This window comes from Mycobacterium sp. NGS27 (assembly GCF_059813005.1).
Genome location: NZ_JCALDT010000003.1, coordinates 145,985 through 168,996 on the forward strand (window position 1 = coordinate 145,985; position 23,012 = coordinate 168,996).

Annotated in this window: 19 protein-coding genes; 15 read left to right on the forward strand and 4 right to left on the reverse strand. The window is 68.9% G+C overall.

The genetic code is table 11. The features are described 5' to 3' along the window. Window positions 1-99 precede the first annotated feature (99 nt). The 13 genes from AC5Y30_RS09200 (at window position 100) to eccE (ending at window position 17,801) form a co-directional block, all read left to right on the forward strand. Window positions 100-1,005, forward strand: a complete 906-nt coding sequence (locus AC5Y30_RS09200) for a class I SAM-dependent methyltransferase (RefSeq protein ID WP_499917808.1) — start codon at window positions 100-102, stop codon at window positions 1,003-1,005. A 147-nt stretch (window positions 1,006-1,152) separates the two neighbouring features. Then, window positions 1,153-2,628, forward strand: coding sequence for a PPE family protein (locus tag AC5Y30_RS09205; protein WP_499917809.1), 1,476 nt, complete (start codon window positions 1,153-1,155; stop codon window positions 2,626-2,628). A 419-nt stretch (window positions 2,629-3,047) separates the two neighbouring features. Beyond that, on the forward strand, window positions 3,048-4,889 hold the full coding sequence (gene eccA3 / locus AC5Y30_RS09210; RefSeq protein WP_499917810.1) for a type VII secretion system ESX-3 AAA family ATPase EccA3: 1,842 nt from the start codon (window positions 3,048-3,050) through the stop codon (window positions 4,887-4,889). Then, a complete protein-coding gene (gene eccB / locus AC5Y30_RS09215) occupies window positions 4,886-6,493 on the forward strand; it encodes a type VII secretion protein EccB (protein ID WP_499917811.1) in 1,608 nt (535 codons plus the stop codon). Before eccA3 ends, eccB begins: the two co-directional genes overlap by 4 nt. After that, the gene (eccCa, locus tag AC5Y30_RS09220; RefSeq protein ID WP_499917812.1) at window positions 6,490-10,458 is read left to right on the forward strand and encodes a type VII secretion protein EccCa; all 3,969 of its coding nucleotides are present in this window, start codon (window positions 6,490-6,492) and stop codon (window positions 10,456-10,458) included. The genes eccB and eccCa overlap by 4 nt, the downstream gene beginning before the upstream one ends. 39 nt (window positions 10,459-10,497) lie before the next feature. Beyond that, on the forward strand, window positions 10,498-10,806 hold the full coding sequence (locus AC5Y30_RS09225; RefSeq protein ID WP_499917813.1) for a PE family protein: 309 nt from the start codon (window positions 10,498-10,500) through the stop codon (window positions 10,804-10,806). A gap of 3 nt (window positions 10,807-10,809) precedes the next feature. Next, the gene (locus AC5Y30_RS09230) at window positions 10,810-12,291 is read left to right on the forward strand and encodes a PPE family protein (protein WP_499917814.1); all 1,482 of its coding nucleotides are present in this window, start codon (window positions 10,810-10,812) and stop codon (window positions 12,289-12,291) included. A 63-nt stretch (window positions 12,292-12,354) separates the two neighbouring features. Beyond that, window positions 12,355-12,648 (forward strand): WXG100 family type VII secretion target, encoded by a 294-nt coding sequence (locus tag AC5Y30_RS09235; RefSeq protein WP_066860115.1) that lies wholly within the window; start codon window positions 12,355-12,357, stop codon window positions 12,646-12,648. Window positions 12,649-12,680: 32 nt separating this feature from the next. Beyond that, on the forward strand, window positions 12,681-12,971 hold the full coding sequence (locus tag AC5Y30_RS09240; protein ID WP_067128585.1) for a WXG100 family type VII secretion target: 291 nt from the start codon (window positions 12,681-12,683) through the stop codon (window positions 12,969-12,971). A 20-nt stretch (window positions 12,972-12,991) separates the two neighbouring features. After that, window positions 12,992-13,894, forward strand: coding sequence for an ESX secretion-associated protein EspG (locus AC5Y30_RS09245; protein ID WP_499917815.1), 903 nt, complete (start codon window positions 12,992-12,994; stop codon window positions 13,892-13,894). Between the two features lie 75 nt (window positions 13,895-13,969). Beyond that, complete coding sequence (eccD, locus tag AC5Y30_RS09250; protein WP_499917816.1) at window positions 13,970-15,388, forward strand: type VII secretion integral membrane protein EccD; 1,419 nt, start codon at window positions 13,970-13,972, stop codon at window positions 15,386-15,388. Continuing rightward, window positions 15,385-16,785: a type VII secretion-associated serine protease mycosin gene (mycP, locus tag AC5Y30_RS09255; RefSeq protein ID WP_499917817.1), complete on the forward strand. Its 1,401-nt coding sequence runs from the start codon at window positions 15,385-15,387 to the stop codon at window positions 16,783-16,785. The genes eccD and mycP overlap by 4 nt, the downstream gene beginning before the upstream one ends. Beyond that, complete coding sequence (eccE, locus tag AC5Y30_RS09260; protein ID WP_499917818.1) at window positions 16,782-17,801, forward strand: type VII secretion protein EccE; 1,020 nt, start codon at window positions 16,782-16,784, stop codon at window positions 17,799-17,801. Before mycP ends, eccE begins: the two co-directional genes overlap by 4 nt. Here the strand turns inward: eccE and AC5Y30_RS09265 are convergent. After that, a complete protein-coding gene (locus AC5Y30_RS09265; RefSeq protein ID WP_499917819.1) occupies window positions 17,791-18,990 on the reverse strand; it encodes an alpha/beta hydrolase family protein in 1,200 nt (399 codons plus the stop codon). The genes eccE and AC5Y30_RS09265 overlap by 11 nt on opposite strands. A 165-nt stretch (window positions 18,991-19,155) precedes the next feature. Between AC5Y30_RS09265 and AC5Y30_RS09270 the strand changes: the two genes are divergently transcribed. Then, the gene (locus tag AC5Y30_RS09270) at window positions 19,156-19,938 is read left to right on the forward strand and encodes a trans-aconitate 2-methyltransferase (protein ID WP_499917820.1); all 783 of its coding nucleotides are present in this window, start codon (window positions 19,156-19,158) and stop codon (window positions 19,936-19,938) included. On the opposite strand, the gene AC5Y30_RS09275 is transcribed toward AC5Y30_RS09270, so the two are convergent. Then, window positions 19,935-21,344, reverse strand: a complete 1,410-nt coding sequence (locus AC5Y30_RS09275; RefSeq protein ID WP_499918233.1) for a sulfatase family protein — start codon at window positions 21,342-21,344, stop codon at window positions 19,935-19,937. The two genes, AC5Y30_RS09270 and AC5Y30_RS09275, sit on opposite strands and share 4 nt — an antisense overlap. A gap of 72 nt (window positions 21,345-21,416) precedes the next feature. Beyond that, window positions 21,417-22,085, reverse strand: a complete 669-nt coding sequence (gene bluB, locus AC5Y30_RS09280) for a 5,6-dimethylbenzimidazole synthase (protein WP_499917821.1) — start codon at window positions 22,083-22,085, stop codon at window positions 21,417-21,419. A gap of 76 nt (window positions 22,086-22,161) precedes the next feature. On the opposite strand from bluB, the gene AC5Y30_RS09285 reads away from it, so the two are divergent. Continuing rightward, on the forward strand, window positions 22,162-22,443 hold the full coding sequence (locus tag AC5Y30_RS09285; protein WP_499917822.1) for a hypothetical protein: 282 nt from the start codon (window positions 22,162-22,164) through the stop codon (window positions 22,441-22,443). Here AC5Y30_RS09285 and AC5Y30_RS09290 read toward each other — a convergent pair. Next, window positions 22,427-22,909 carry a hypothetical protein gene (locus tag AC5Y30_RS09290; RefSeq protein ID WP_499917823.1) on the reverse strand — a complete coding sequence of 161 codons (483 nt, stop codon included), beginning with the start codon at window positions 22,907-22,909 and terminating at the stop codon, window positions 22,427-22,429. The genes AC5Y30_RS09285 and AC5Y30_RS09290 overlap by 17 nt on opposite strands. Window positions 22,910-23,012 lie beyond the last annotated feature (103 nt).

Consider the following 23,012-nt stretch of genomic DNA (forward strand, 5'->3'; position numbering starts at 1 on the left):
GCCGACGGCAGCCGCTGCGGCCGCAGGTAACGACGAGCGCCATTACCGTTGCGCGCCACCGGAAAGGCTTTGTCGGTCGCGGGGCGTAGTGTGGTCTTCGTGCGTAGCGAAGGCGATACCTGGGACATCACCACGAGCGTGGGGTCGACCGCGTTGTTCGTGGCAACGGCGCGGGCGTTGGAGGCGCAAAAGGCCGACCCGTTGGCCGTGGATCCGTACGCGGAGGTCTTCTGCCGCGCCGTCGGCGGTTCGTGGGCGGACGTCCTCGACGGCAAGGAGCCCGACCACCAGCTGAAGACCGCCGACTTCGGCGAGAACTTCGTCAACTTCCAGGGCGCCCGCACCAAGTTCTTCGACGAATATTTCCGTCGTGCCGCGGACGCGGGCGTGCGTCAGGTCGTCGTCTTGGCGGCGGGCCTGGACTCGCGCGCTTACCGGCTGGACTGGCCGGCCGCGACGACGATCTTCGAGCTCGACCAGCCGCAAGTGCTGGACTTCAAGCGAGAGGTGCTCACCGGCGCCGGCGCCCAACCGCGTGCCGAGCGTCGTGAGATCGCCATCGACCTGCGCGATGACTGGCCGCAAGCGTTGCGCGACAGCGGCTTTGACCCCGCCAAACCGTCGGCATGGATTGCCGAGGGCTTGTTGATCTACCTCCCGGCAGCGGCCGAAGAGCAGCTGTTCACCGGTATCGACGGCCTGGCCGGCCACGGCAGCCACGTCGCCGTCGAGGACGGCGCCCCGATGGAGCCCGAGGACTTCGAAGCCGCGGTCGCCGAAGAACGCGCGGCCACCGCGCAGGGCGACGGGCGCGTGTTCTTCCAGCTGGTATACAACGAGCGGCATGCGCCGGCTACCGACTGGTTCGGCAACCACGGCTGGAATGCGGTCGGCACTCCGTTGGCCGACTACCTTCGGCGGGTCGGCCGCCCGGTGCCTGGACCGGAAACCGAGGCCGGCCCGATGATCGCGCGCAACACCCTGGTGAGCGCCGTAAAGGCCTGACTTCCGCGGTCGCCTTTTCATGAGTTTTCGATGAGTTGACCTCGCGCCGGAACTTTTGCGCGCCGCCCTCCGACTAATGACGGGCTGATCGGTGCGCCGTCCAACAGCCCGGGCGGCATCGGTTTCAGCCGGCAAGGAGTCCGGAGGATGACCGCACCCGTATGGATGGCGTTGCCACCGGAAGTCCATTCCACGCTGCTGAGTACCGGTCCCGGACCTGCCGGCCTGCTGGCCGCCGCGGCCGCCTGGAGCTCGCTGAGCGCTACTTACGCGTCGGCGGCCGACGAGCTCTCAGCGACCCTCGCCGCAGCGCAGGCCGGAGCGTGGGAGGGCCCAACCGCGGAACGGTACGCGGCCGCCCACCTGCCCTATCTCGCGTGGTTGATGCGGGCGAGCGCAAACAGCGCGGTGGCCGCGACCCGGCACGAGACCGCGGCCACGGCCTACACCGCAGCGCTGGCCGCCATGCCCACGCTGCCGGAGCTGGCCGCCAACCACACCGTCCACGGCGTGTTGGTGGCGACGAATTTCTTTGGCATCAACACGATTCCGATCGCCCTCAATGAGGCGGATTACGCCCGGATGTGGGTCCAGGCGGCCACCACGATGACGACCTATCAGGCGGTCTCGACCGCGGCGGTAGCGTCCGCGCCGCCGACCGATCCGGCGCCCCCCATCATGAACGCCAGCGACAGCAGCGGCGAAGACGACGACGATACGGGCATCGTCGACAACGACGGCGGTGACCCGACCCAGCTGAGCTGGTGGGTGAACCGCTTCCTCGAGATCTTCCAGACGATAGGAAAAGATCTGGCGGAATTTCCCGAGGATCCGGCCGACGCAATCGAGGATCTGCTCGAGGACATCTTCGGGCCGGCGGGACTGATCGCCGACGAATTCACCCACCTCGGGGAGGCCCTTCAGACCTTCCCGCAGCTTGCGGCCATTCCCTTGATCGTGCCCGCGGGATTTGGGGGAGGCGTAGCCGGTCTGACCCTGCTGGCCGGGATCCAGCCTGTCGCGGACCCGATTCCGGAACCAGCCGCCGTGCCCGCAGCGATGCCGCAGGCGCCCAGCGCGCCGGCCGTCAGCAGCGCCCCGGTGGTGAGCGCCGCTCCCGTCGCCGCGCCGGCGTCGTCCCCGGTCTCCGCCCCCGCTCCGGCGCCCACGCCGACCTCGGCCCCGGTTACCGCGGCACCGCCGCCGCCGGTGACCGGCGGCGAGGCAGTCGCCTTCCCCTATCTGGTCGGTGGACCCGGCATCGGCACCGATTCCGGCATGGGCAGCGGCGCGCAGCGCAAGTCGTTCGAGCCGCGTTCCGCCGCGGCCGCCGCGCCGGCGGCGGCATCGGTGTCCGAAAGGCAGCGGGCGCGGCGGCGCCGTCGCGCGACGATGCAAGACCACTATCGCGGCTACGAGTACGTGGACCTGGAACCGGATGACGGGCCGGTACCCGATCCTGGCCTGCCGGTGGCATCGGATCGCGGCGCGGGGTCGCTGGGCTTTGCCGGAACGGCGCCGGTGGGGAGCGCCGAGGCGGCGGGGCTGACGACGCTAGCGGGTGACGAGTTCGGAAACGGGCCAGCGGCGCCGATGTTGCCGGGCAGTTGGGACACCGATTAAGGGGAACTTTTCCGCCCGGCCAGCCGACTACTGGCTGCGTGATCGTTCCGCGGCTACCGGTCGTGGCGGTAGCCGAGTTCACCCGATCGTCAAGGAGTCGTTGTCATGACCGCGCCGGTGCGGACGGTGTCGTCCCTGATCCGCTCGGCGGTAACGGGTGGCCCCGAGGCTCGCACGCCGAGTTGATAATGAAAATGATTTTCATTAAGGTAAGGCCTTGCTGTGAGAGCGCCCGACGTGTGGCTGTGAGTATGCCGAAAATGCGGAGAACTCAGGGTCAAAGCAACCTCAACAGCGGTAAAACAAGGACAGTGCAGTGGTGAGCCGGACAGACCCAAGCGTCTCGACAGTTAGCTTATGCAATGCTAACTTCAGGCGGGTTAGGTTAGGGGAGACTACATACATGAAAAGACGCGGCCGTGGAGCGCGGTGACACCGGCATGCTCACAGCTCAGCCTGTCAATTCGCGGGTTGACGAGGACGTCGTCAGCCGGTTCGCCACGTGCTGTCGCGCGCTGGGCATCGTCGTGTACCAGCGTCAGCGCCCCGCCGATCTGGCCGCCGCGCGCTCCGGCTTCACCGCGCTGACCCGCGTCGCCCACGACCAGTGCGACGCATGGACGGGCCTGGCGGCCGCCGGCGATGTGTCCCTGCGGGTGCTCGAGGCGGTCTCGCGCAACGTCGCGACCGCGGGCACGCTGCAGCGCCAGGTCGATCTGGCGCCCGGCTCGCTGGGCTTCCGCTACGACACCGGACTGTATTTGCAGTTTCGCGCCATCGCGCCCGACGACTTCCACCTCGCCTACGCGGCCGCGCTGGCAACGGCCGGACGATTTGCTGAAGCCCACGAAATCGTCGCCGGCCTGACTGCCGGCCGCCCGAACTGGCGTGAGGCCCGCTGGGTGTCCGTCGTCATCAACTACCGGGCCGAGCGCTGGTCGGACGTCGTCAAGCTGCTGACCCCGATCGTCAACGACGCGGATCTGGACGAGGCGTATGCGCACGCCGCCAAGATCGCCCTGGGCACCGCGCTGGCCCGGCTCGGCATGTTCGCCCCGTCGCTGTCGTATCTGGAGGAGCCCGAGGGCCCCGTCGCGGTGGCCGCCGTCGACGGCGCGCTGGCCAAGGCGCTGGTGCTGCGCGCGCACGTGGACGAGGACTCGGCGAGCGAGGTCTTGCAGGACCTGTACGCCGCCCATCCCGAAAACGAGCAAGTCGAACAGGCTTTGACCGACACCAGTTTCGGGATCGTGACCACCACGGCGGCCCGGATCGAGGCCCGTACCGATCCGTGGGACCCCGAAACCGAGCCCAGCGCCGAGGATTTCGTCGACCCCGCCGCGCACGAACGCAAAGCCGTGCTGCTGCACGAGGCGGAGCGCCAGCTCGCCGAGTTCATCGGGCTCGACGAGGTCAAGAACCAGGTATCGCGGCTGAAGAGTTCGGTCGCCATGGAACTGGTCCGCAAGCAGCGTGGCCTCGCGGTCGCGCAGCGCGCCCACCACCTGGTGTTCGCCGGTCCGCCCGGAACCGGTAAGACCACCATCGCCCGCGTGGTCGCCAAGATCTATTGCGGCCTGGGGCTTTTGAAGCGGGAAAACATCCGCGAGGTGCACCGCGCCGACCTCATCGGCCAGCACATCGGTGAGACCGAGGCCAAGACCAACGCGATCATCGACAGCGCGCTCGACGGCGTGCTGTTCCTCGACGAGGCTTACGCACTTGTCGCCACGGGCGCCAAGAACGACTTCGGGCTGGTGGCCATCGACACGCTGCTGGCGCGGATGGAGAACGACCGCGACCGGCTGGTGGTCATCATCGCCGGATACCGCGCCGACCTGGATAAGTTCCTGGATACCAACGAGGGCTTGCGTTCTCGATTCACCCGCAACATCGACTTCCCTTCCTACGCACCGTCGGAGCTGGTCGAGATCGCCAACACCATGGCCGAGCAGCGCGACAGCATCTTCGAACAATCCGCCCTGCAACACATGGAGGCGTTGTTCAGCAAGCTGGCATCCGAGTCGACTCCGGACGCGAACGGAATCTCGCGGCGCAACCTGGACATCGCCGGCAACGGTCGATTCGTCCGAAACATCGTCGAGCGCTCCGAGGAAGAACGCGAGTTCCGGCTCGACCATTCGGAACACGCCGGCACCGGCGAATTCAGTGACGAGGAGTTGATGACGATCACCGACGGCGACGTCGAACGGTCGGTAGAGCCGCTGCTGCGCGGCCTGGGCCTGTCGGTGCCGGCATGAGCAACGAGTCCGACGAGCGCCGTTCGTTCACCTCTCGCACGCCGGTCAACGACAACCCCGACCAGGTCGAGTATCGCCGCGGTTTCGTCACGCGCCACCAGGTCACCGGCTGGCGGTTCGTGATGCGCCGAATCGCCTCCGGTATCGCCCTGCACGACACCAGGATGCTGGTCGACCCGCTGCGCACACAGTCGCGCGCGGTGGCCATGGGGGCGGTCCTTCTGATCACCGGCTTGGCGGGTTGCTTCGTGTTCTCCCTGATCCGGCCGAGCGGCACGGTGGGCACCAACGCCATACTGGCCGACCGGTCGACGGCCGCTCTGTACGTCCGCGTCGGCGAGGATCTGCATCCGGTGCTCAACTTGACCTCCGCCCGGCTGATCACCGGCCACGCGGTCGATCCCACCATGGTGAAAAGCAGTGAACTGGACCGCTTTCCGCGCGGCAACCTGATCGGCATCCCGGGGGCGCCGGAACGCATGGTGCAAAACCCCTCGCACGACGCGAACTGGACGGTGTGCGACTCGGTCAGCGAGCCGGCCCAGGGTGGGCATGCCGCCCACAGCACCGGCGTCACGGTGATCGCGGGCCGGCCGGACAGCAGCGGTGCGCGCGCGGCGACGCTCCCGTCGCGACAGGCGATCCTCGTGGACAGGGACGGCGGCACCTGGTTGTTGTGGGATGGCAGGCGTTCGCAGATCAACCTGACCGACCACGCCATCACGAACGCACTCGGCTTGGGGCAGAACAACTCCGAGGTGCCCGCGCCGCGGCCCATCGCGCTGGGCCTGTTCAACGCGATACCCGAGGGGCCGCCGCTGACCGCGCCGGTCATCCCGAACGCCGGCGCCCCGGCGCCGTTCAGCGTGCCCGCGCCGATCGGCGCTGTGGTGGTCTCCTACGCCCTGGACCAGAGTTCTTCGGGCGCGCCGCGCTACTACGCGGTCATGCCCGACGGTTTACAGCAGATCTCGCCGGTGCTCGCCGCGATCCTGCGCAACACCAATTCCTATGGGCTGGACCAACCACCGCGGCTGGGTGCCGACGCGGTGGCCAAGCTCCCGGTGTCGCGGATGCTGGACACCGCACGGTATCCCGATCAGCAGATCAGCGTCGTGGATGCGGCCAAATCCCCTGTCAGCTGCGCCTATTGGAGCAAGCCGGCCGGGGCCGCGACCAGCTCGCTGAACCTGATGTCGGGCTCCGCACTGCCGATCGCCGAATCGATCCGCACCGTCGACCTGGTGAGCGGCGGCGCGCCGACAACCGCCACCCGGGTCGCCCTGGCGCCCGGCACCGGCTACTTCACCCAGACCGTCGGCGGCGGCCCGGACTCACCGGGCACCGGCTCATTGTTCTGGGTCTCCGACACCGGCGTCCGCTACGGCATCGACAACGAGGCCGAGCATTCGGCCGCCGGGCACGGCAAAACGGTTGAGGCGCTGGGCCTTAACGGATCGCCGGTCCCCGCGCCGTGGTCGGTGCTGTCGCTGTTCGCCAATGGACCGACACTTTCGCGCGCCGACGCGCTGCTGGCACATGACGGGCTGACGCCCGATCAAAGGCCCGGCCGCGTGGCCTCTGCCGAGGGAGCCACCCGATGAGCCGACTGATCTTCGAAGCGCGCCGCCGGCTGGCGCCGCCGGTGACCCGCAAGGGCACCATCGCCATCGAGGCGCCGCCCGAGCTGCCCCGGGTGATTCCGCCGTCGTTCCTGCGGCGGGCGATGCCCTATGTGCTGGTGATCCTGATCGTCGGCATGGTCGTCGCCCTGTTCGCCACCGGGATGCGGCTGATCTCGCCGCAGACGTTGTTCTTCCCGTTCGTGCTGTTGCTCGCCGCGACCGCGATGTATCGCGGCAACGACAACAAGACGCGTACCGAGGAGGTCGACGCCGAACGCGCCGACTACCTGCGCTACCTCTCGGTGGTGCGGGACAACATCCGCACCCAGGCCACCGCGCAGCGCGCCGCCGCGCAGTGGTCCCACCCGGAGCCGACCGCGTTGGCGGCGGTGCCGGGATCCCGCCGCCAATGGGAGCGTGATCCGCACGATCCCGACTTCCTGGTGCTGCGGGCCGGCCGCCATCACGTGCCGCTGGCCACCGCCTTGCGGGTCAACGACACCGCGGACGAAATCGACCTGGAGCCCGTGTCGCACAGCGCATTACGCAGCCTGCTCGACACCCATCGCACCGTGCGCGACGTGCCGACCGGAATCGACCTGGCCAAGGTTTCCCGGATCACCCTGGTCGGCGCGGAAGACGAGGCGCGCGCGGCGTTGCGCGCCTGGATCGCCCAGGCGGTGACCTGGCATGACCCGACCGTGCTCGGGGTCGCGCTGGTCACCCCGAACCTGGAGGACCCGGACTGGTCGTGGCTGAAGTGGTTGCCGCACATCGACATTCCCGGTCAGCTCGACGGGGTCGGACCGGCCCGCTTCATGTTCACCAACGTTGACGACTTGGTGGCGAGCCTCGGTTCGGCCCTCCTCGACCGTCCGGCCTTCACCGGCGAGGCCGCCGCCGCGCTCCGCCATCTGCTGATCGTCGTCGACGACCCCGACTACGACCTGAACGCGTCGACGCTCGCGCTGGGCCGGGCCGGTGTCACCGTCGTGCACCGCAGCGCAACGGCGCCGAACCGTGACCAGTATTCGGATCCGGAGAAGCCGATCCTGCGCGTCGCAAGCGGCGCCATCGAACGCTGGCAGACCGGCGGTTGGCAGCCGTACATCGACAATGCCGACGAATTGGGTGCCGACGAGGCCGCGCACCTGGCGCGCCAGTTGTCGCGCTGGGACTCCAATCCCACCCACACCGGGCTGCGCTCGGCGGCCACCCGCGGTGCCACGTTCACCACGATGCTGGGCATCTCGGACGCGTCCCAGCTCGACGTGCCCACGCTGTGGGCGCCGCGCCGGCGCGAGGACGAGTTGCGCGTTCCGATCGGGGTCACCGCGACCGGTGAGCCGTTGATGTTCGACCTCAAGGACGAAGCCGAGGGCGGGATGGGGCCGCACGGGCTGATGATCGGTATGACCGGGTCGGGCAAGTCCCAGACCCTGATGTCGATCCTGTTGTCGCTGTTGACGACTCATTCGGCGGATCGGTTGATCGTCATCTATGCCGACTTCAAGGGTGAGGCCGGGGCCGATAGCTTCCGTAACTTCCCGCAAGTCGTCGCCGTCATCTCCAACATGGCCGAGAAGAAGTCGCTTGCCGACCGGTTCGCCGACACGCTGCGCGGCGAGGTGGCCCGCCGGGAGACGTTGTTGCGTGAGGCCGGCCGTCAGGTGCAGGGCAGCGCGTTCAACTCGGTGGTGGAGTACGAGGCCGCGATCGCTGCCGGACACGACCTGCCGCCGATCCCGACGCTGTTCGTGGTCGCCGACGAGTTCACGCTGATGCTGGCCGACCACCCGGAATACGCGGAGCTGTTCGATTACGTTGCGCGTAAAGGCCGCTCGTTCCGCATCCACATCCTGTTCGCGTCGCAGACGCTGGACGTCGGCAAGATCAAGGACATCGACAAGAACACCTCCTACCGCATCGGTTTGAAGGTGGCCAGTCCCAGCGTTTCTCGCCAGATCATCGGTGTCGAGGACGCCTACCACATCGAGTCCGGCAAGGAGCACAAGGGCGTGGGCTTCTTGGTGCCCGCCCCGGGTGCGACGCCGATCAAGTTCCGCAGCACCTACGTGGACGGCATCTACGACCCGCCGGTCAAGGCCAAATCCTTTGTGGTGCCGTCTATCCCGGAGCCGAAGCTGTTTACGGCCGGGCGAGTCGAACCGGATCAGGACACCGTGATCACCGCCCCGGAGGAAGACGAGTTGACCGGGCCGCCGCGCAAGCTGATTGCCACCATCGGCGATCAGCTGGCGGGTTACGGCCCGCGGGCGCCGCAGCTGTGGCTGCCGCCGCTGGACGAGCCGATCCCGTTGACCGCCATGCTGGCCCGCGCCGGCGTGCCGCCCCGGCAGTGGCAGTGGCCGCTCGGCGAGATCGACAAGCCGTTCGAGATGCGCCGCGACCCGCTGGTGTTCGACGCCGCCTCGTCGGCCGGGAACATGGTCATCCACGGTGGCCCGAAATCGGGCAAGTCGACCGCGCTGCAGACGTTCATCCTGTCCGCGGCCAACCTGCACTCGCCGCGCGAGGCCACCTTCTACTGCTTGGATTACGGCGGCGGCAAGCTGCGGGCGCTCGAAGATTTGGCGCACGTGGGCAGCGTGGCCTCGGCGCTGGAACCCGAACGTATCCGGCGCACCTTCGGCGAGCTCGAGCAGCTGCTGCTGGCCCGGCAGCGGCGAGAGGCGTTCCGGGATTCCCGCGGTGGCGTCCCCGACGACGGGTTCGGCGAGGTGTTCCTGGTCATCGACAACCTCTACGCGTTCGGTCGGGACAACACCGACCAGTTCAACACCCGAAACCCGTTGCTGGCCAGGGTCAGTGAGCTGGTCAACATCGGCCTCGCCTACGGCATCCACGTCGTCGTCACCACGCCCAGCTGGCTGGAGGTGCCGCTGGCCATGCGCGACGGCCTCGGACTGCGGCTCGAGCTAAAGCTGCACGACCCGCGGGACAGCAACGTGCGGGTGGTCGGCGCCCTGCGTCGGCCCGCCGAGGCGGTGCCGCACGATCAGCCTGGCCGCGGATTGACCATGGCCGCAGAACATTTCCTGTTCGCCGCTCCCGAGCTGGAACAGGTGGCCGAGCTCAATGCGCGCTACTCGGGCCTGACAGCGCCTCCGGTGCGGTTGCTGCCGACCAACCTCGCGCCGGAGTCTGTCGGGTCGTTGTATCGGGGGCCGGAGCAGGTCGTCATCGGCCAGCGCGAAGAAGATCTCGCGCCGGTGGTGCTCAACTTCGCCGAGAACCCGCTGCTGATGGCGTTCGGCGACAGCAAGTCCGGGAAGACCACGCTACTGCGCCATCTCATTCGCACCGTGCGCGAGCACTCCACGCCCGATCAGGTGGCCTTCACGGTGCTGGATCGTCGGCTGCACCTCGTCGACGAGCCGCTGTTCGCCGACAACGAGTACACCGCCAACATCGACCGGATCACCCCGGCGATGCTGGGCCTGGCCAACATCATCGAATCGCGGCGGCCGCCGGCCGGCCTGCCGCCTTCAGAGCTGGCCCACTGGCGCTACGCCGGCCACACCCACTATCTGATCATCGACGACGTCGACCAGATACCCGATTCGCCGGCGATGAGCGGTCCCTACGTCGGGCAGCGGCCCTGGACGCCGCTGATCGGATTGCTTTCGCAGGCAGCCGATCTGGGGCTACGGGTGATCGTCACCGCACGTGCCACCGGTTCGGGGCACGCCTTGATGACCAACCCGCTGCTGCGCCGGTTCAACGACCTGCAGGCGACCACGTTGATGCTGGCGGGCAATCCGCAGGACAGCGGCAAGATCCGCGGTCAGCGATTCGGCCGGCTGCCCGCCGGGCGGGCGATCCTGTTGGGCGACAGCGACGCTCCGACGTACGTGCAGCTGGTCAACCCGTTGGTCGGGGAGTCCGTGATCGAGGGCGCCAACGAAGGATTCGCCCACTGATGTTTACGCAAGTCCAGAAGGACTAGGGAAGGAGTAACCATGACCCTGCGAGTGGTTCCCGAAGGTCTGGCCGCGACCAGCGCCGCGGTGGAGGCCCTGACGGCACGGCTGGCGGCCGCGCACGCAGCGGCGGCTCCGGCGATTACGGCGGTGGTGCCGCCGGCGGTCGACCCGGTGTCGCTGCAGACGGCCGTCGGATTCAGCGCTCAGGGCCAGGAGCATTCGGCCATGGCGGCCCAGGGCGTCGAAGAGCTCGGCCGGGCCGGCGTCGGCGTCGGTGAAGCGGGCGCAAGCTACCTCGCGGGCGACACCGCGGCCGCTGCGACGTTCGGAATCGCGGGCGTCTGACCAATGACCGCCCCCATCGCGCCCATCTGGATGGCGTCGCCACCCGAGGTGCATTCGGCGTTGCTCAGCGCCGGTCCGGGGCCGGGGCCGCTGTTGGCGGCCGCCGGCGCGTGGACCTCGCTGAGCGCCCAATACGCCTCGGCGGCGGCCGAACTCGGTGGGCTGTTGGGGGAGGCGCAGGCCGGCGCCTGGGAGGGGCCCAGCGCCGAGCAGTATGTGGCGGCCCACCTGCCGTACCTGGCGTGGCTGCAGCAGGCCAGCGCCGACAGCGCCGGTACGGCCGCGCAGCAAGAGGTCGCGGCGACGGCGTACACCGCCGCCTTGGCGGCCATGCCGACGCTGGCCGAACTGGCCGCCAATCACACCGTGCACGGGGTGCTGGTGGCAACGAATTTCTTTGGCATCAACACGATTCCGATCGCGGTCAACGAGGCCGACTACGCACGGATGTGGGTGCAGGCGGCCACCACCATGGGCACCTACCAGGCCGTGTCGGGCTCGGCCCTGGCCGCGACGCCGCGCACGACGGCGGCGCCGCCGATCGTGAATCCCGGCGGCCAGACGAACAGTCTCGCGGCCAACGCCGCGCAGAACGGCCCGGGGGACTGGTTGCAGAATTTCCTCCAGCAGCTGTCCAAGTTCCTGCAGGACTTTCTCCAGAACATCCAGCAGATGTTGCAGAATCTGGCGCCGTTCCTGGCGGCCAACGGCCCACTGCTGTTCTTCATCGCATACGAGGCGTTCTTCATTCCGTTCGGTACCACGTTCTGGACCGTGCTGTTGACCGCGCCATTCTTCATCCCGCTGATCATCGGCATTGCCGCCTATTTCTATCTGAATCCCGAGGTCGCGCCGGACCTACCGGCTGTGGTCCCGGTCTCGGTCCCGGTTCCCGCGTCCCAAACGTCCTCGATGCCGCCGGTGGCCGCCATGGCCCCGCCGGCGCCGACGCCCGCTTCGGCTCCCGCGTCCGCGCCGGCTCCGGCAGCCTCCGGTGCGCCCGCCGCGCCGGCGCCGGCAGCCGCGGCGAGCAACTTCGCCTACCTGGTGGCCATGGGCGGCGACCCCGACGCCGGCGTCGGACCCACGCTCGGGGGCCGCGGCGGGGCCAAGGCCCCGGCGGCCACCATCCCGGCGGCCGGCGCAGCGGCGGCCAGCCGGGCCGAGTCCCGGGCGCGGCGCCGTCGGCGGGCCGCGCTGCACGACCACGCGGACGAATACGCGGACATGGATTCCGATTTCGGTGTGCCGCCGGATTTCGGTGACGAGGAGCAGCTGGCCACCGCCGTCGCGTCCGCCCAGGGTGCTGGGGCGCTCGGGTTTGCCGGAACCACGCAGCGGCAGAAGGCCTTTCAGGCGGCCGGATTGACCAAGCTGGCAGAGGACGATTTCGGTGGCGGCCCGCGGATGCCGATGGTGCCCGGCACGTGGGAGCACGAATCCGGTAACGGGGCAAGCCCAACCGAGCCCGGGAAAGGGGGTTAAGGCAGTCAGCCAGATGAAGGCGAATTACCGAAACCCCAACGGAAGCAACAGAAAGGACTCAACATGAGTATGTTGGACGCTCACATTCCGCAGTTGGTAGCCGCTCAATCGGCCTTCAGCGCCAAGGCGGCGTTGCTGCGCAGCACGATCAGCCAGGCCGAGCAGGAAGCGATGTCGGCGCAGGCATTCCACCAGGGCGAATCCTCGGCCGCCTTCCAGGCCGCGCACGCGCGGTTCGTCGAGGTCGCCGCGCGGGTCAACACCCTGCTGGACATCGCCCAGGCCAACCTCGGAGACGCAGCCGGGACCTACGTGGCCGCGGATGCCGCCGCCGCGTCCGGCTACACCGCCTTCTGATCTCACCGCTAGCAACCGCGAAAGGACTTGTCATGTCGCAGATCATGTACAACTACCCGGCGATGTTGAACCACGCCGCCGACATGTCGGGCTACGCCGGCACCATGCAGGGGCTCGGTTCCGATATCGCCAGCGAGCAGGCCACGTTGTCGAACGCCTGGCAGGGTGACACCGGTATGACCTACCAGGTGTGGCAGGCCCAGTGGAACCAGGCGATGGAAAGCCTGGTGCGCGCCTACCAGTCAATGGCCAGCACCCACGAGGCGAACACCATGTCCATGCTGGCCCGCGACCAGGCCGAAGCCGCCAAATGGGGCGGTTAGGTCGTGACTGAACGAGCCTGATGGACTCGACGCCAAACGCCGTCGAGCTGACGGTCGATCACGCCTGGTTCATCGCGGAAACGATTGGGGCGGGGAGCTTTCCCTGGGTTTTGGCGATCACCTCGCCCTATCGTGATGCCGCGGAACGCAACGCGTTCCTCGACCGTCAGAAGGCTGAGCTCACCGAACTCGGTCTGGTCTCGGCGGCCGGGGTCGTCAACCCCGCGGTCGCCGAGTGGATCAAGGTGGTGTGCTTTCCGGAGCGGTGGCTGGACCTGCGTTACGTCGGCCCGGCCAAGGACACCGGTGCGGGCGACGGTGCCGAGTTACTGCGCGGCGTCGTCGCACAGCGCTCCGGTGCGCCCGGCAAGGCGTCGATCACGGTGGTCGCGTTGCGCAGCGCGCAGCTCATCACGTTCACCGTCATGGACATCGATGACCCGCGCGCGCTGGTCCCGGTGCTCACCGTCGGCCTCGCGCAGCGGCCGCCCGCTCGGTTCGACGAGTTCAGCATGCCGACGCGAGTGGGCGCCAGGGCGGACGAACGACTGCGTTCGGGTGCCCCACTCGCCGAAGTCCTTGACTACCTGGGCATTCCGCAATCGGCAAGAAAGGTGGTGGAGTCGGTGTTCAACGGGCCGCGCAGCTACGTCGAGATCGTCGCCGGCTGCCACCGCGACGGCCGGCACTCCACCAGCGAGGTGGGGATGAGCATTGTCGACGCACGCGAGGGGCGGGTACTGGTCAGTCCGTCCCTCGCCTTCGACGGCGAGTGGGTCTCGACCTTCGCGCCCGGAACGCCATTCGCGATCGCGGTCGCGATCGAACAACTGACCGCCCTATTGCCAGACGCCGGATGGTTCTCCGAACACCGGTTAGCCCGAGACTTCTCCCCTTCAACACTGTCCGTCCAACATTCGTAATACGAAAGAAGAGAGCACGATGTTCCAGCAACGGCCACAACATGTTTCGAGGGTCCGGTGACGTCCGGAACCGTCATGCCGATCGTCCGCGTGGCAATATTGGCGGATAGCAGGTTGACGGAAATGGCCTTGCCCGCGGAGCTGCCGCTGCGCGAGATCCTGCCCGCCGTCCAGCGTTTGGTGGTTCCGGTCAGCGGCGGCCCGGAAGACGGCGCCGCATCGCGCGGTGCCGCCGAGGTCGGCGCGGCGACCCAGTTGAGCCTGGCCCCGATCGGTGGTGCGCCGTTCAGCCTGGACGCCAGCCTGGACACGGTCGGAGTCGTGGACGGCGACCTGCTGGCGCTGCAGGCGGTGCCGCTCGGTCCGGCCGCGCCCGGCATTGTCGAGGACATCGCCGACGCGGCCATGATCTTCTCGACCTCGCGGCTCAAGCCTTGGGGCACGACGCATATCCAGCGTGGCGCGTTGGCCGCTGCGATCGTGGTGGCCTTTCTGGCGACCGGGTTGTCCGTCGCCTACCGGGTGGCGACCGGTGCGCTGCTGGGACTGGTCGCGGTCAGCGCGGTCGCGGCGGTGACCGCGATCGTCGGGCTACTGGTCACCGCACGCTCGGCGCGCACCGGCATGGCGCTCTCGATCGCCGCACTAATTCCCATCGCCGCGGCACTCGCGCTGGCCGTACCGGGCAAATTCGGCGCCGCCCAACTGACCCTGGCCGCGGCCGGTGTCACCGCGTGGTCGCTGATCGCCTTGATGGCGCCCAGCGCCGAACGTGAACGCATCGCCGGCTTCTTCACCGCGACCGCGGTGCTGGGCGCCGGGGTGCTGCTGGCCGCCGGCGCCACACTGCTCTGGCACCTGCAACCGATCGCCATCGGCTGCGGGCTGATCGTGGCGGCGTTGCTGGTCACCATCGAGGCGCCCCAACTGTCCGCGCTGTGGGCACGCTTCCCGCTGCCGGTCATCCCGGCGCCCGGTGACCCGACCCCGTCGGCGCCGTCGCTGCGGGTGCTCGAGGACCTGCCGCGCCGGGTCCGGATCAGCGACGCGCATCAGAGCGGATTCATCGCCGCCGCAGTGCTACTCAGCGTCCTGGGTTCGGTGGCGATCGGGCTGCGGCCCGAGACGCTCAGCGGTGCGGGTTGGTACGTGGTGGCGGCCACCGCCGCGACGTCGGTGCTGCGCGCCCGGGTGTGGGACTCGGCCGCGTGCAAGGCGTGGCTGCTGGCCCAGCCCTTCTTGGCCGCCGGCGTGCTGCTGGTGCTCTACACCTCGACCGGACGCTATGCGGCCGCCCTCGGTGCGGTGCTGGTCCTGCTCGTACTCGTGTCGGTGTGGATCGTGGTGGCGCTCAACCCGGGCATCGCTGCGCCGGAAAGCTACTCGCTGCCGGTGCGCCGGCTGGTCGGCTTCGTCGCGACCGGACTCGACGCGTCGCTGATCCCCGTGATGGCTTTCGTGGTCGGTCTGTTCGGCTTGGTGCTCAATCGATGATTCGGCCGGCATCAGCCTGCGTCGCAGCGGCATTGGCCTTGCTGCCGGCCGCCGCGACGTGGACGAGTCCGCCGGCATCCGCGATCAGCCCGCCGACGGTCGACCCCGGCGCCGCGCCGCCCAGCGGGGCGCCGGGCCCCGGACAGCCGATGGAACAACGCGGCCCCTGCGGCACGTCCGGCGTCGTTCCCGGCAGCGATCCCGGTGCCATCACGCCCAGCCAGTCGATGCTGAATCTTCCTGCGGCATGGCAGTTCTCGCGCGGCGAGGGCCAGCTGGTGGCCGTGCTCGACACCGGGGTGCGGCCGGGGCCGCGGCTGCCCAACGTGGATCCGGGCGGTGATTTCGTCGAGACCACCGACGGGCTGACCGACTGCGACGGACACGGAACGCTGGTGGCCGGCCTCGTCGCCGGCCAGCCCTCGGCCGACGACGGGTTCTCCGGCGTGGCACCCGCCGCGCGGGTGGTGGCCATCAGGACGACGTCGGCCAAATTCTCGCCGCGGACACCGGGTGGTGATCCGCTGCTGGCGCGGGTGTCGGCCGAGGTGTCGACGCTCGCCCGGGCGATCGTGCACGCGGCCGACCTCGGCGCCAAGGTGATCGACATCGGCTCGGCCACTTGCATGCCCGTGGACCGTCCCGTCGACCAGGCCGCCCTCGGCGCGGCCGTCCGTTACGCGGCGGTCGACAAGGACGCGGTGATCGTGGCCGGCGCGGGCAACAGCGGGGCGGGCGCCGGTGGCGCCACGTGCGAGTCCAATCCGCTGACCGACCTGAGCCGCCCCAACGATCCGCGCAATTGGGGCGGTGTCACGTCGGTGTCCATTCCCTCGTGGTGGCAGCCGTACGTGTTGTCGGTGGCATCGCTGACCCCGGATGGGCAGCCGTCGAAATTCACCGTGGCGGGGCCGTGGGTGGGTGTCGCCGCGCCTGGCGAACGCATCGTGTCGATCGGCAACGCCGACGGCGGCGGGCTGGCCAACGGCCTGCCCGACGGGCACCAGCAACTCGCCGCCGTGAGCGGAACCGACTACGCCGCCGGCTATGTGGCCGGTGTGGCGGCGCTGGTCCGCAGCAAGTATCCCGAGCTGAACGCCACCGCCGTGCAGCGTCGCCTCACCGCAACCGCACATAACGGCGCCCGCGACCCGTCCAACGTCGTCGGCACCGGCAGTGTGGATCCGGTGGCGGCCCTGACCTGGCAACTGCCCGCCGGTAACCAGCCCGGCGCTGCGTCGGTGAAGCCGGTGGCCGTGCCTCCGGCCCCGGCGCCCAAGGACACCAAACCGCGGACCGTAGCGGTGGCCGGTACCGCCGCGCTGGCCGTGCTGGTCGCGGTGGCGGGCGCAGTCACCGCCATCGCCGCACGCCGACGAAAGGACCCCACCCCGTGAACAAGCATCGGATATCGATCCCCGGGAGCGCTCGAATCACGTTGGCGCTGCTGGCCGTTGTGCCCGCCGTCATGGCGTACCCGTGGCGAACGCCGCGCGACTACTGGTTACTGGGCATCGCCGCCGCCGTCGTCATCGTGTTGTTCGGCTGGTGGCGCGGTCTGCACTTCACCACCATCCTCGGCCGCCGCCTGGCGATGATCGGACGCGGCAACGCCGTACCCGCGAGCACCTCCGACTCGGCGGCAACCGCCCTGATTCGTCTCGGCGCGCCCGAGGATGACTCGGAAGTGCTGCCGCTCCCGTTGATCGCGAGTTATCTCGACCGTTACGGCGTTCGGGCGGACAAGATCCGAATCACCAGTCGCGACAACGCCTCCGACGTGTCACGACGCGAGACGTGGATCGGACTGACCGTGTCGGCGCCGGACAATCTGGCTGCGCTGCAAGCCCGCTCACCGCGGATCCCGCTGCACGAGACCGCACAGGTCGCGGCCCGCCGGCTGGCCGACCATTTGAGGGAGATCGGTTGGGAAGCTACTACCGTCGGGGCCGACGACGTCCCGCGGCTGCTGACTGCCAACCCCCGCGAGAGGTGGCGGGGAGTGCAGCGCGGTGCCTCGGATTACCTTGCCGCATACCGAGTTCGGGTGGACGACGCGCTCCCGCAGACCTTGGACGCGATTCGGGCGTATTCCGCGCGCGAAACGTGCACCGCGCTGGAGCTCGCCGGTGACAAGGGTAGGCCCACCGTCGCGGTGGCCTGTGCGTTCCAGACGGAGTCCGCCCCGGATGGCAAAGCCCCGGTGGACGGGCTGGCCCCGCAACGCGGAAACCACCTGCCCGCGTTGACGGACCTGGACCTGCTGTCCGCGCGCCGGCTGGACGGACACGCGCCGGTGCCGGAGAACCTGCTGGCGGAGCTGCACTGGCCCACCCTGCTGGGCGGAGCCCATCGCGCCTCGCTCGGCCAAACCGGCGACGGCGCCGACACCGTCGAGGTGGTCAGAACATGACCTCCTGCAGGAACGTGGTCATCCGGCGCAGGTAATCCAGCTGGCTGACGTGCAGCACGTGGCTGCCCGGAAACCAGTGCAGCGCACATTGATCCCAGTGCCGCCATAGTTTGACGGCGTGGTCCGGCGGCGCCATCCGGTCGCCGAGTCCGGTGATGATCATCCGGCGGTCGCGGGGCACCAGCGGCCGGTAGTTCAGCGGGCAGTGGTACGCCAGCCCCGCCGTCAGGTCGTCGTGGCTGATGTCGGAGACGCGCAGGCCCAGCCGGACCAGCTTGTTGGCCGGGAACCACTCGTCGAACAACGTCGAAGGGGTGACGACGGGGCAGTTGGGGATCACCGCCTCGAGCCGATCGTCGGCCGACGCCACCAGCGCCGAGGTGTAACCGCCCAGCGAGATTCCGGTGAGCGCGATGCGCTCGACTCCCGTGCGGTGCAGATAGTCGATGAGCGACCGAAAGTCGTGCACGGCCTGTGCCATGGCCTCGGCGAAACCGCTGAGGCCGCCGGCGAAATAGCCGAAACCGCTGAAGGGCGAATACTTTTCGGCCCGCTTGCCGTGGAAGGGCAAGGTGTACATCAGCACGTCGTAGCCGGACTGGTAGTACCAGGGCAACGAAAAGAACCGCCCGTTGGCCAGATACGACGATCCCAGGAAGCCATGGATCACGCACAGGGTGGGACGCGGCCCGTCGTCGTGGCGCCAATGCTGCGCGCGCACGGTGTTGTTGGCCCGCCACGCGCCCCACCGGGCGCGCATGGCCGGGTTTATGGCGGTGAAACTGCTGGGGAACGCGATGTTGTCGACCGTGCCGCGCGCGATCCACTCCGCCAGCGGGCTGGCTCGCCGCGATACGACCCGGGGCGCATCGGTGGGTGCCGGAAAGGACCGTGACGGATCCTTCGCCGCGCCCAACTCCGCATAGAAGTCGAGGTTGTGGCGCTCGGCAGCGGAATCGGATTGCCGCAGCGCGTTGGCCACCACGAACGGCGCCACCGTGGTGGAGAGCAGCGAGGCCACCCAGGTGCGCAGGGCCAGATCGCCGAGGGCCGATGCCTCGACTACCATTCGCTGGCGGGGCGACAACGCCGAGCGGGGGGGTAGTCCGCCGGCGCCGGCCGGCAGATCGGCGCCGGAAACGTCCGGAACGGGAACGGGCGGGTCGATCGGATCTGAGTCGGGCGCCACGAACGCCGATGGTAGCCGGACGAACGCGCCTTTCCTGGGCGTTTCGTTCGGTTTCGGTCGCCGCGGTGTTATCCCGGGACCAACCGGGCCGCGGCGGCGCACCATAGGAGTTATACGGTTTGCTATCGGCCGGCGAGCGGCGGCGCGAGGATCGGGAGGATCGACATGTGGGATCCGGACGTCTACCTGGCCTTCGCCGACCACCGCGCACGCCCCTTCTACGACCTGCTGTCGCGGGTGGGCGCCGAGCGGGCGCGCCGCGTCGTCGATCTCGGATGCGGCCCCGGCCACCTGACCAAGTATCTGGCGCGGCGTTGGCCCGATGCGGTGATCGAGGCGATGGACAGCTCACCGGAGATGGTTGCCGCGGCCAAGGAACGCGGCATCGACGCCGTCACCGGCGACCTGCGCGACTGGAAGCCCAAACCCGACACCGACGTGGTGGTCAGCAACGCGGCCCTGCACTGGGTGCCCGAGCATGCCGACCTGCTGTTGCGGTGGGCGGGGCAGCTGGCGCCCGGATCGTGGATCGGGGTGCAGATGCCGGGCAACTTCGAGTCGCCGTCCTACGCCGCGGTGCGAGCGCTGGCCCGCCGGGAGCCGTACGCTAAACTGCTGCGCGACATACCCTTTCGGGTGGGGGCGGTGGTTCAGCCGCCGGGGCACTATGCCAATCTGCTGCTCGACGCCGGATGCAAGGTCGACGTCTGGGAGACGACCTACCTGCATCAGCTGACCGGCGAGCATCCGGTGCTGGAGTGGATCACCGGCACCGCCCTGGTTCCGGTGCGCGAGCGCCTCGACGACGACACGTGGGAGCAGTTCCGCGAGGAGCTGATCCCGCTGCTGCAGGACGCCTACCGGCCGCGTTCCGACGGCGCGACGATCTTCCCGTTCCGGCGGGTGTTCGTCATCGCGGAAGTGGGCGGCTCGAGCCAGGGCAATTAGCGCTGCGTGGGCTTGCCCTCTTCGATGCCGCGGTCGGCGGCGATGCCGGAGCGGGGGGTCGGTTTCGAGCGATGGATCTGCAGATACGTTTCGGTGTAGCGCGCGGAGATGCGGGTGCCGGCGAATTCCGACGGAATGACGTCACCCGTGCGCTGGCGCCAATCATCCAGCAGCACAGCAAGGTTGGCCGCGACATCGGCCGCGTCGGTCCCGTCATCGGCCAGCAGGTTGGTGGTCTCGGTGGGATCGGTACGCAGATCGTAGAGTTCCCGTTCCGGCCGCGGCGCCGTGACGAGCGGTGCGACGGCCAGCCCGGACGGGCTTTCCTGGATGTCCAGCGGCAGATCCAGTAGCGGCCGGGGCACGTAGTTCTCGATGTAGCTGTAGTCCTTGGTGCGGATCGCGCGAATCGGATCGAACGAGTCGTGGTAGGTCTTCATGGTGTAGACGTGTTCGCGCACCGGCGCGGTTTGCGGACCCGGTTCCAGCAGGGCGGACGCGTGCGAGACACCGTCGACGTCGGCTGGAGCGTCAATCCCCAACAGCCCCAGCAACGTCGGGACCAAGTCGACGGCGCTGAACAGCTCGTCGTACACGCGCGGTTGGATCGCCCGGCCGGTCGGCGGGCGAATGATCATGCCGATGCCGGTGCCGGCGTCATACAGCGTGGATTTCGCCCGCGGGAATGCCGGGCCGTGATCGGTGAAGAACACCACCCAGGTGGTGGCGTCCAAACCGGTGTCGGCCAGCGCGTCCAGCAGCAGCCCGACGGCGGCGTCGGCGGTGCTGATGGCCCCGTAGAAGTCGGCGAGGTCCCCACGCACCTCGGGGGTGTCGGGCAGGTAATCGGGCGTATCCACCGTGGCGCTGTCGGCTGGTGTGTAGCGGTCGTGCGGATAGGGCCGGTGCGTCTCGAAGAAGCCGGCGGTCAACAAAAACGGCTGTCCGACAAGGCCTTCGGCGCTTTGCCGCAGCCACTCGCCGGCCTTGTCGGCCACGTAGTCGCAGTACGAGTTCGACACGTCGAACTCGTCAAAACCCAACCGCTTCGGATAGGAGGTCTCGTGTTGCATGCCGAAAAGCGCCGAATACCAGCCCGATTCGGACAAAATCTGGGGCAGGGTCCGGATCCCGTCGCGGTATTCCCAGCCGTGGTGGGCCAGCCCGATGAGGCCGTTGTTGTGCGGGTAGCGACCGGTGAACAGCGATCCGCGCGACGGCGAACACAGCGGCGCGGTGGCGTGCGCCCGGGTGAACAGGATGCCCTCGGCGGCGAGGCGGTCGAGTCGCGGGCTCGACACGTCGGGGTGGCCGTAGGCACCGAGGTGGCGCCCCAGGTCGTGCCAGTGCACGATCAGCACGTTGTCCCGAGAGCCCGCATTTTGTTTTTGCCCGGCGTCGTCCAATGGCGTCACCTCTCACCTTGCCTTGCGACCGGCGACGTTACCGCAACTTCCCCGGGTGCTTTCTCTTCAGTATCAGGGCGTCGGCAACTGGCCCCATCGGTTCTCGCAGACGAACTCCGGCAACGGTCGCCCGACGGCCCAGCCGTCCAGTTCCAGCGCCGGGCGATCGGGGAATTCGGGCACCGGCCCCAGACACAGGATGGCCACCGGTTCAGCGCCCGAGGGCATGCCCAGCAGTTCCGCCAGCCGTTGCGGATCGAACAGGGACACCCAGCCCATGCCGAGCCCCTCGGACCGGGCCGCCAGCCACAGGTTCTGGATCGCGCACGACACCGACGCCAGGTCCATCTGCGGTAGCGTTCGCCGGCCGAACACGTGCGCGTCGCGGCCGTCGCCGAGCGCCACCACGAACAACTCCGCGCATTCGAGGATGCCCTCCACCTTGAGCGCCAGGAACTCGTCGGATCGCTCGCCCAGCGCTTTGGCGGTGCGCGGGCGTTCCTCGTCGACCAGGGCGTGAATGCGCCGCCGCAGCGAGTGGTCGGTGATCCGGATGAAGCGCCATGGCTGCATCAGCCCGACGCTGGGAGCCGCGTGCGCGGCCTGCAGCAGGCGCGCCAGTACGGCCTCGTCCACCACCGCACCGGGCACGAATCGGCGCATGTCACGGCGCTCGTAGATGACGCGATAGACGGCCCGCCGCTCTTGCGGGCTGAATGCCTCACCGCTCACGCCTGCCATCGTAGGAAATCGGCGTTAGCGTTGAGCCTGCCCAGACCAAAGGACCTGGTGAACCCCGGGAAGGGAGCGGTGTGAAGTGAAGCCTTCCGATGTGCTCGATCAGCTGGCCGCCGATGGCGCGGGCCGCAATTACGGTGAGCCCTATCAGACCCCGGACGGCACCACCGTCATCGTGGCGACCAAGCCGCTAGGGGTGTTCGCCATCCGCGACGGGCAGGCCACCTGGACGCCGGCCGTGGACAACAGCCGGATCGCGCTGATCGGGGTGATCACCGGCCTGCTGGCCGCGGTGATCGGCACCCTCGCGGTGCTGCGGCAGCCGCCGTGGCCGCGCATCGCGATCAGGGACTATAGGTAACCCCGACCGCGCGGAACACGTATTCCGGCGGCATGTCGAACGCCAGCGACCGCCGGGGCAGGCCGGCCAGGACATCGTCGGGAATCGCCACCTTGTAGTGCAGCGACAGCTCGCCGGCGAACTTCTCGTCGACCCGGGAGACGTCGGCGTCGACCTGCAGCCCGGTCGGCGAGACCTCCACCCGCGCCGCTCCCGCCTGCGGCTCGTCCCAACGCACGTTGACGGTCGGGCCCGCCAGCCGGGGCAGCATCGACAGCGTGGCCAGCGCGCGCTCCGAGGTGAAGACCAGCGAACCCGTGTAGCTGGCGACGCTGTGCGGCAACCGAACGCCGGGGATGGTGCCGCTGAATCGGCGGGTCACGGCCACGTAATCGGCGTGGTAGATGAGGCCTTCCGACTCGAGCTGGGCGTGCAGCTCGTCGGGCAGCTTGCCGATGCCGAACAACCTACGGACAAAGACGGCCATATCGACAGTATGACGCGCGAGCGCCGGCGAGGACGGGTCGCACGGTGACGCGGGTGATCGCAAGCGCGGCGCTTGTCGCCGGGTGCAGCGGGTCGCCGGCATC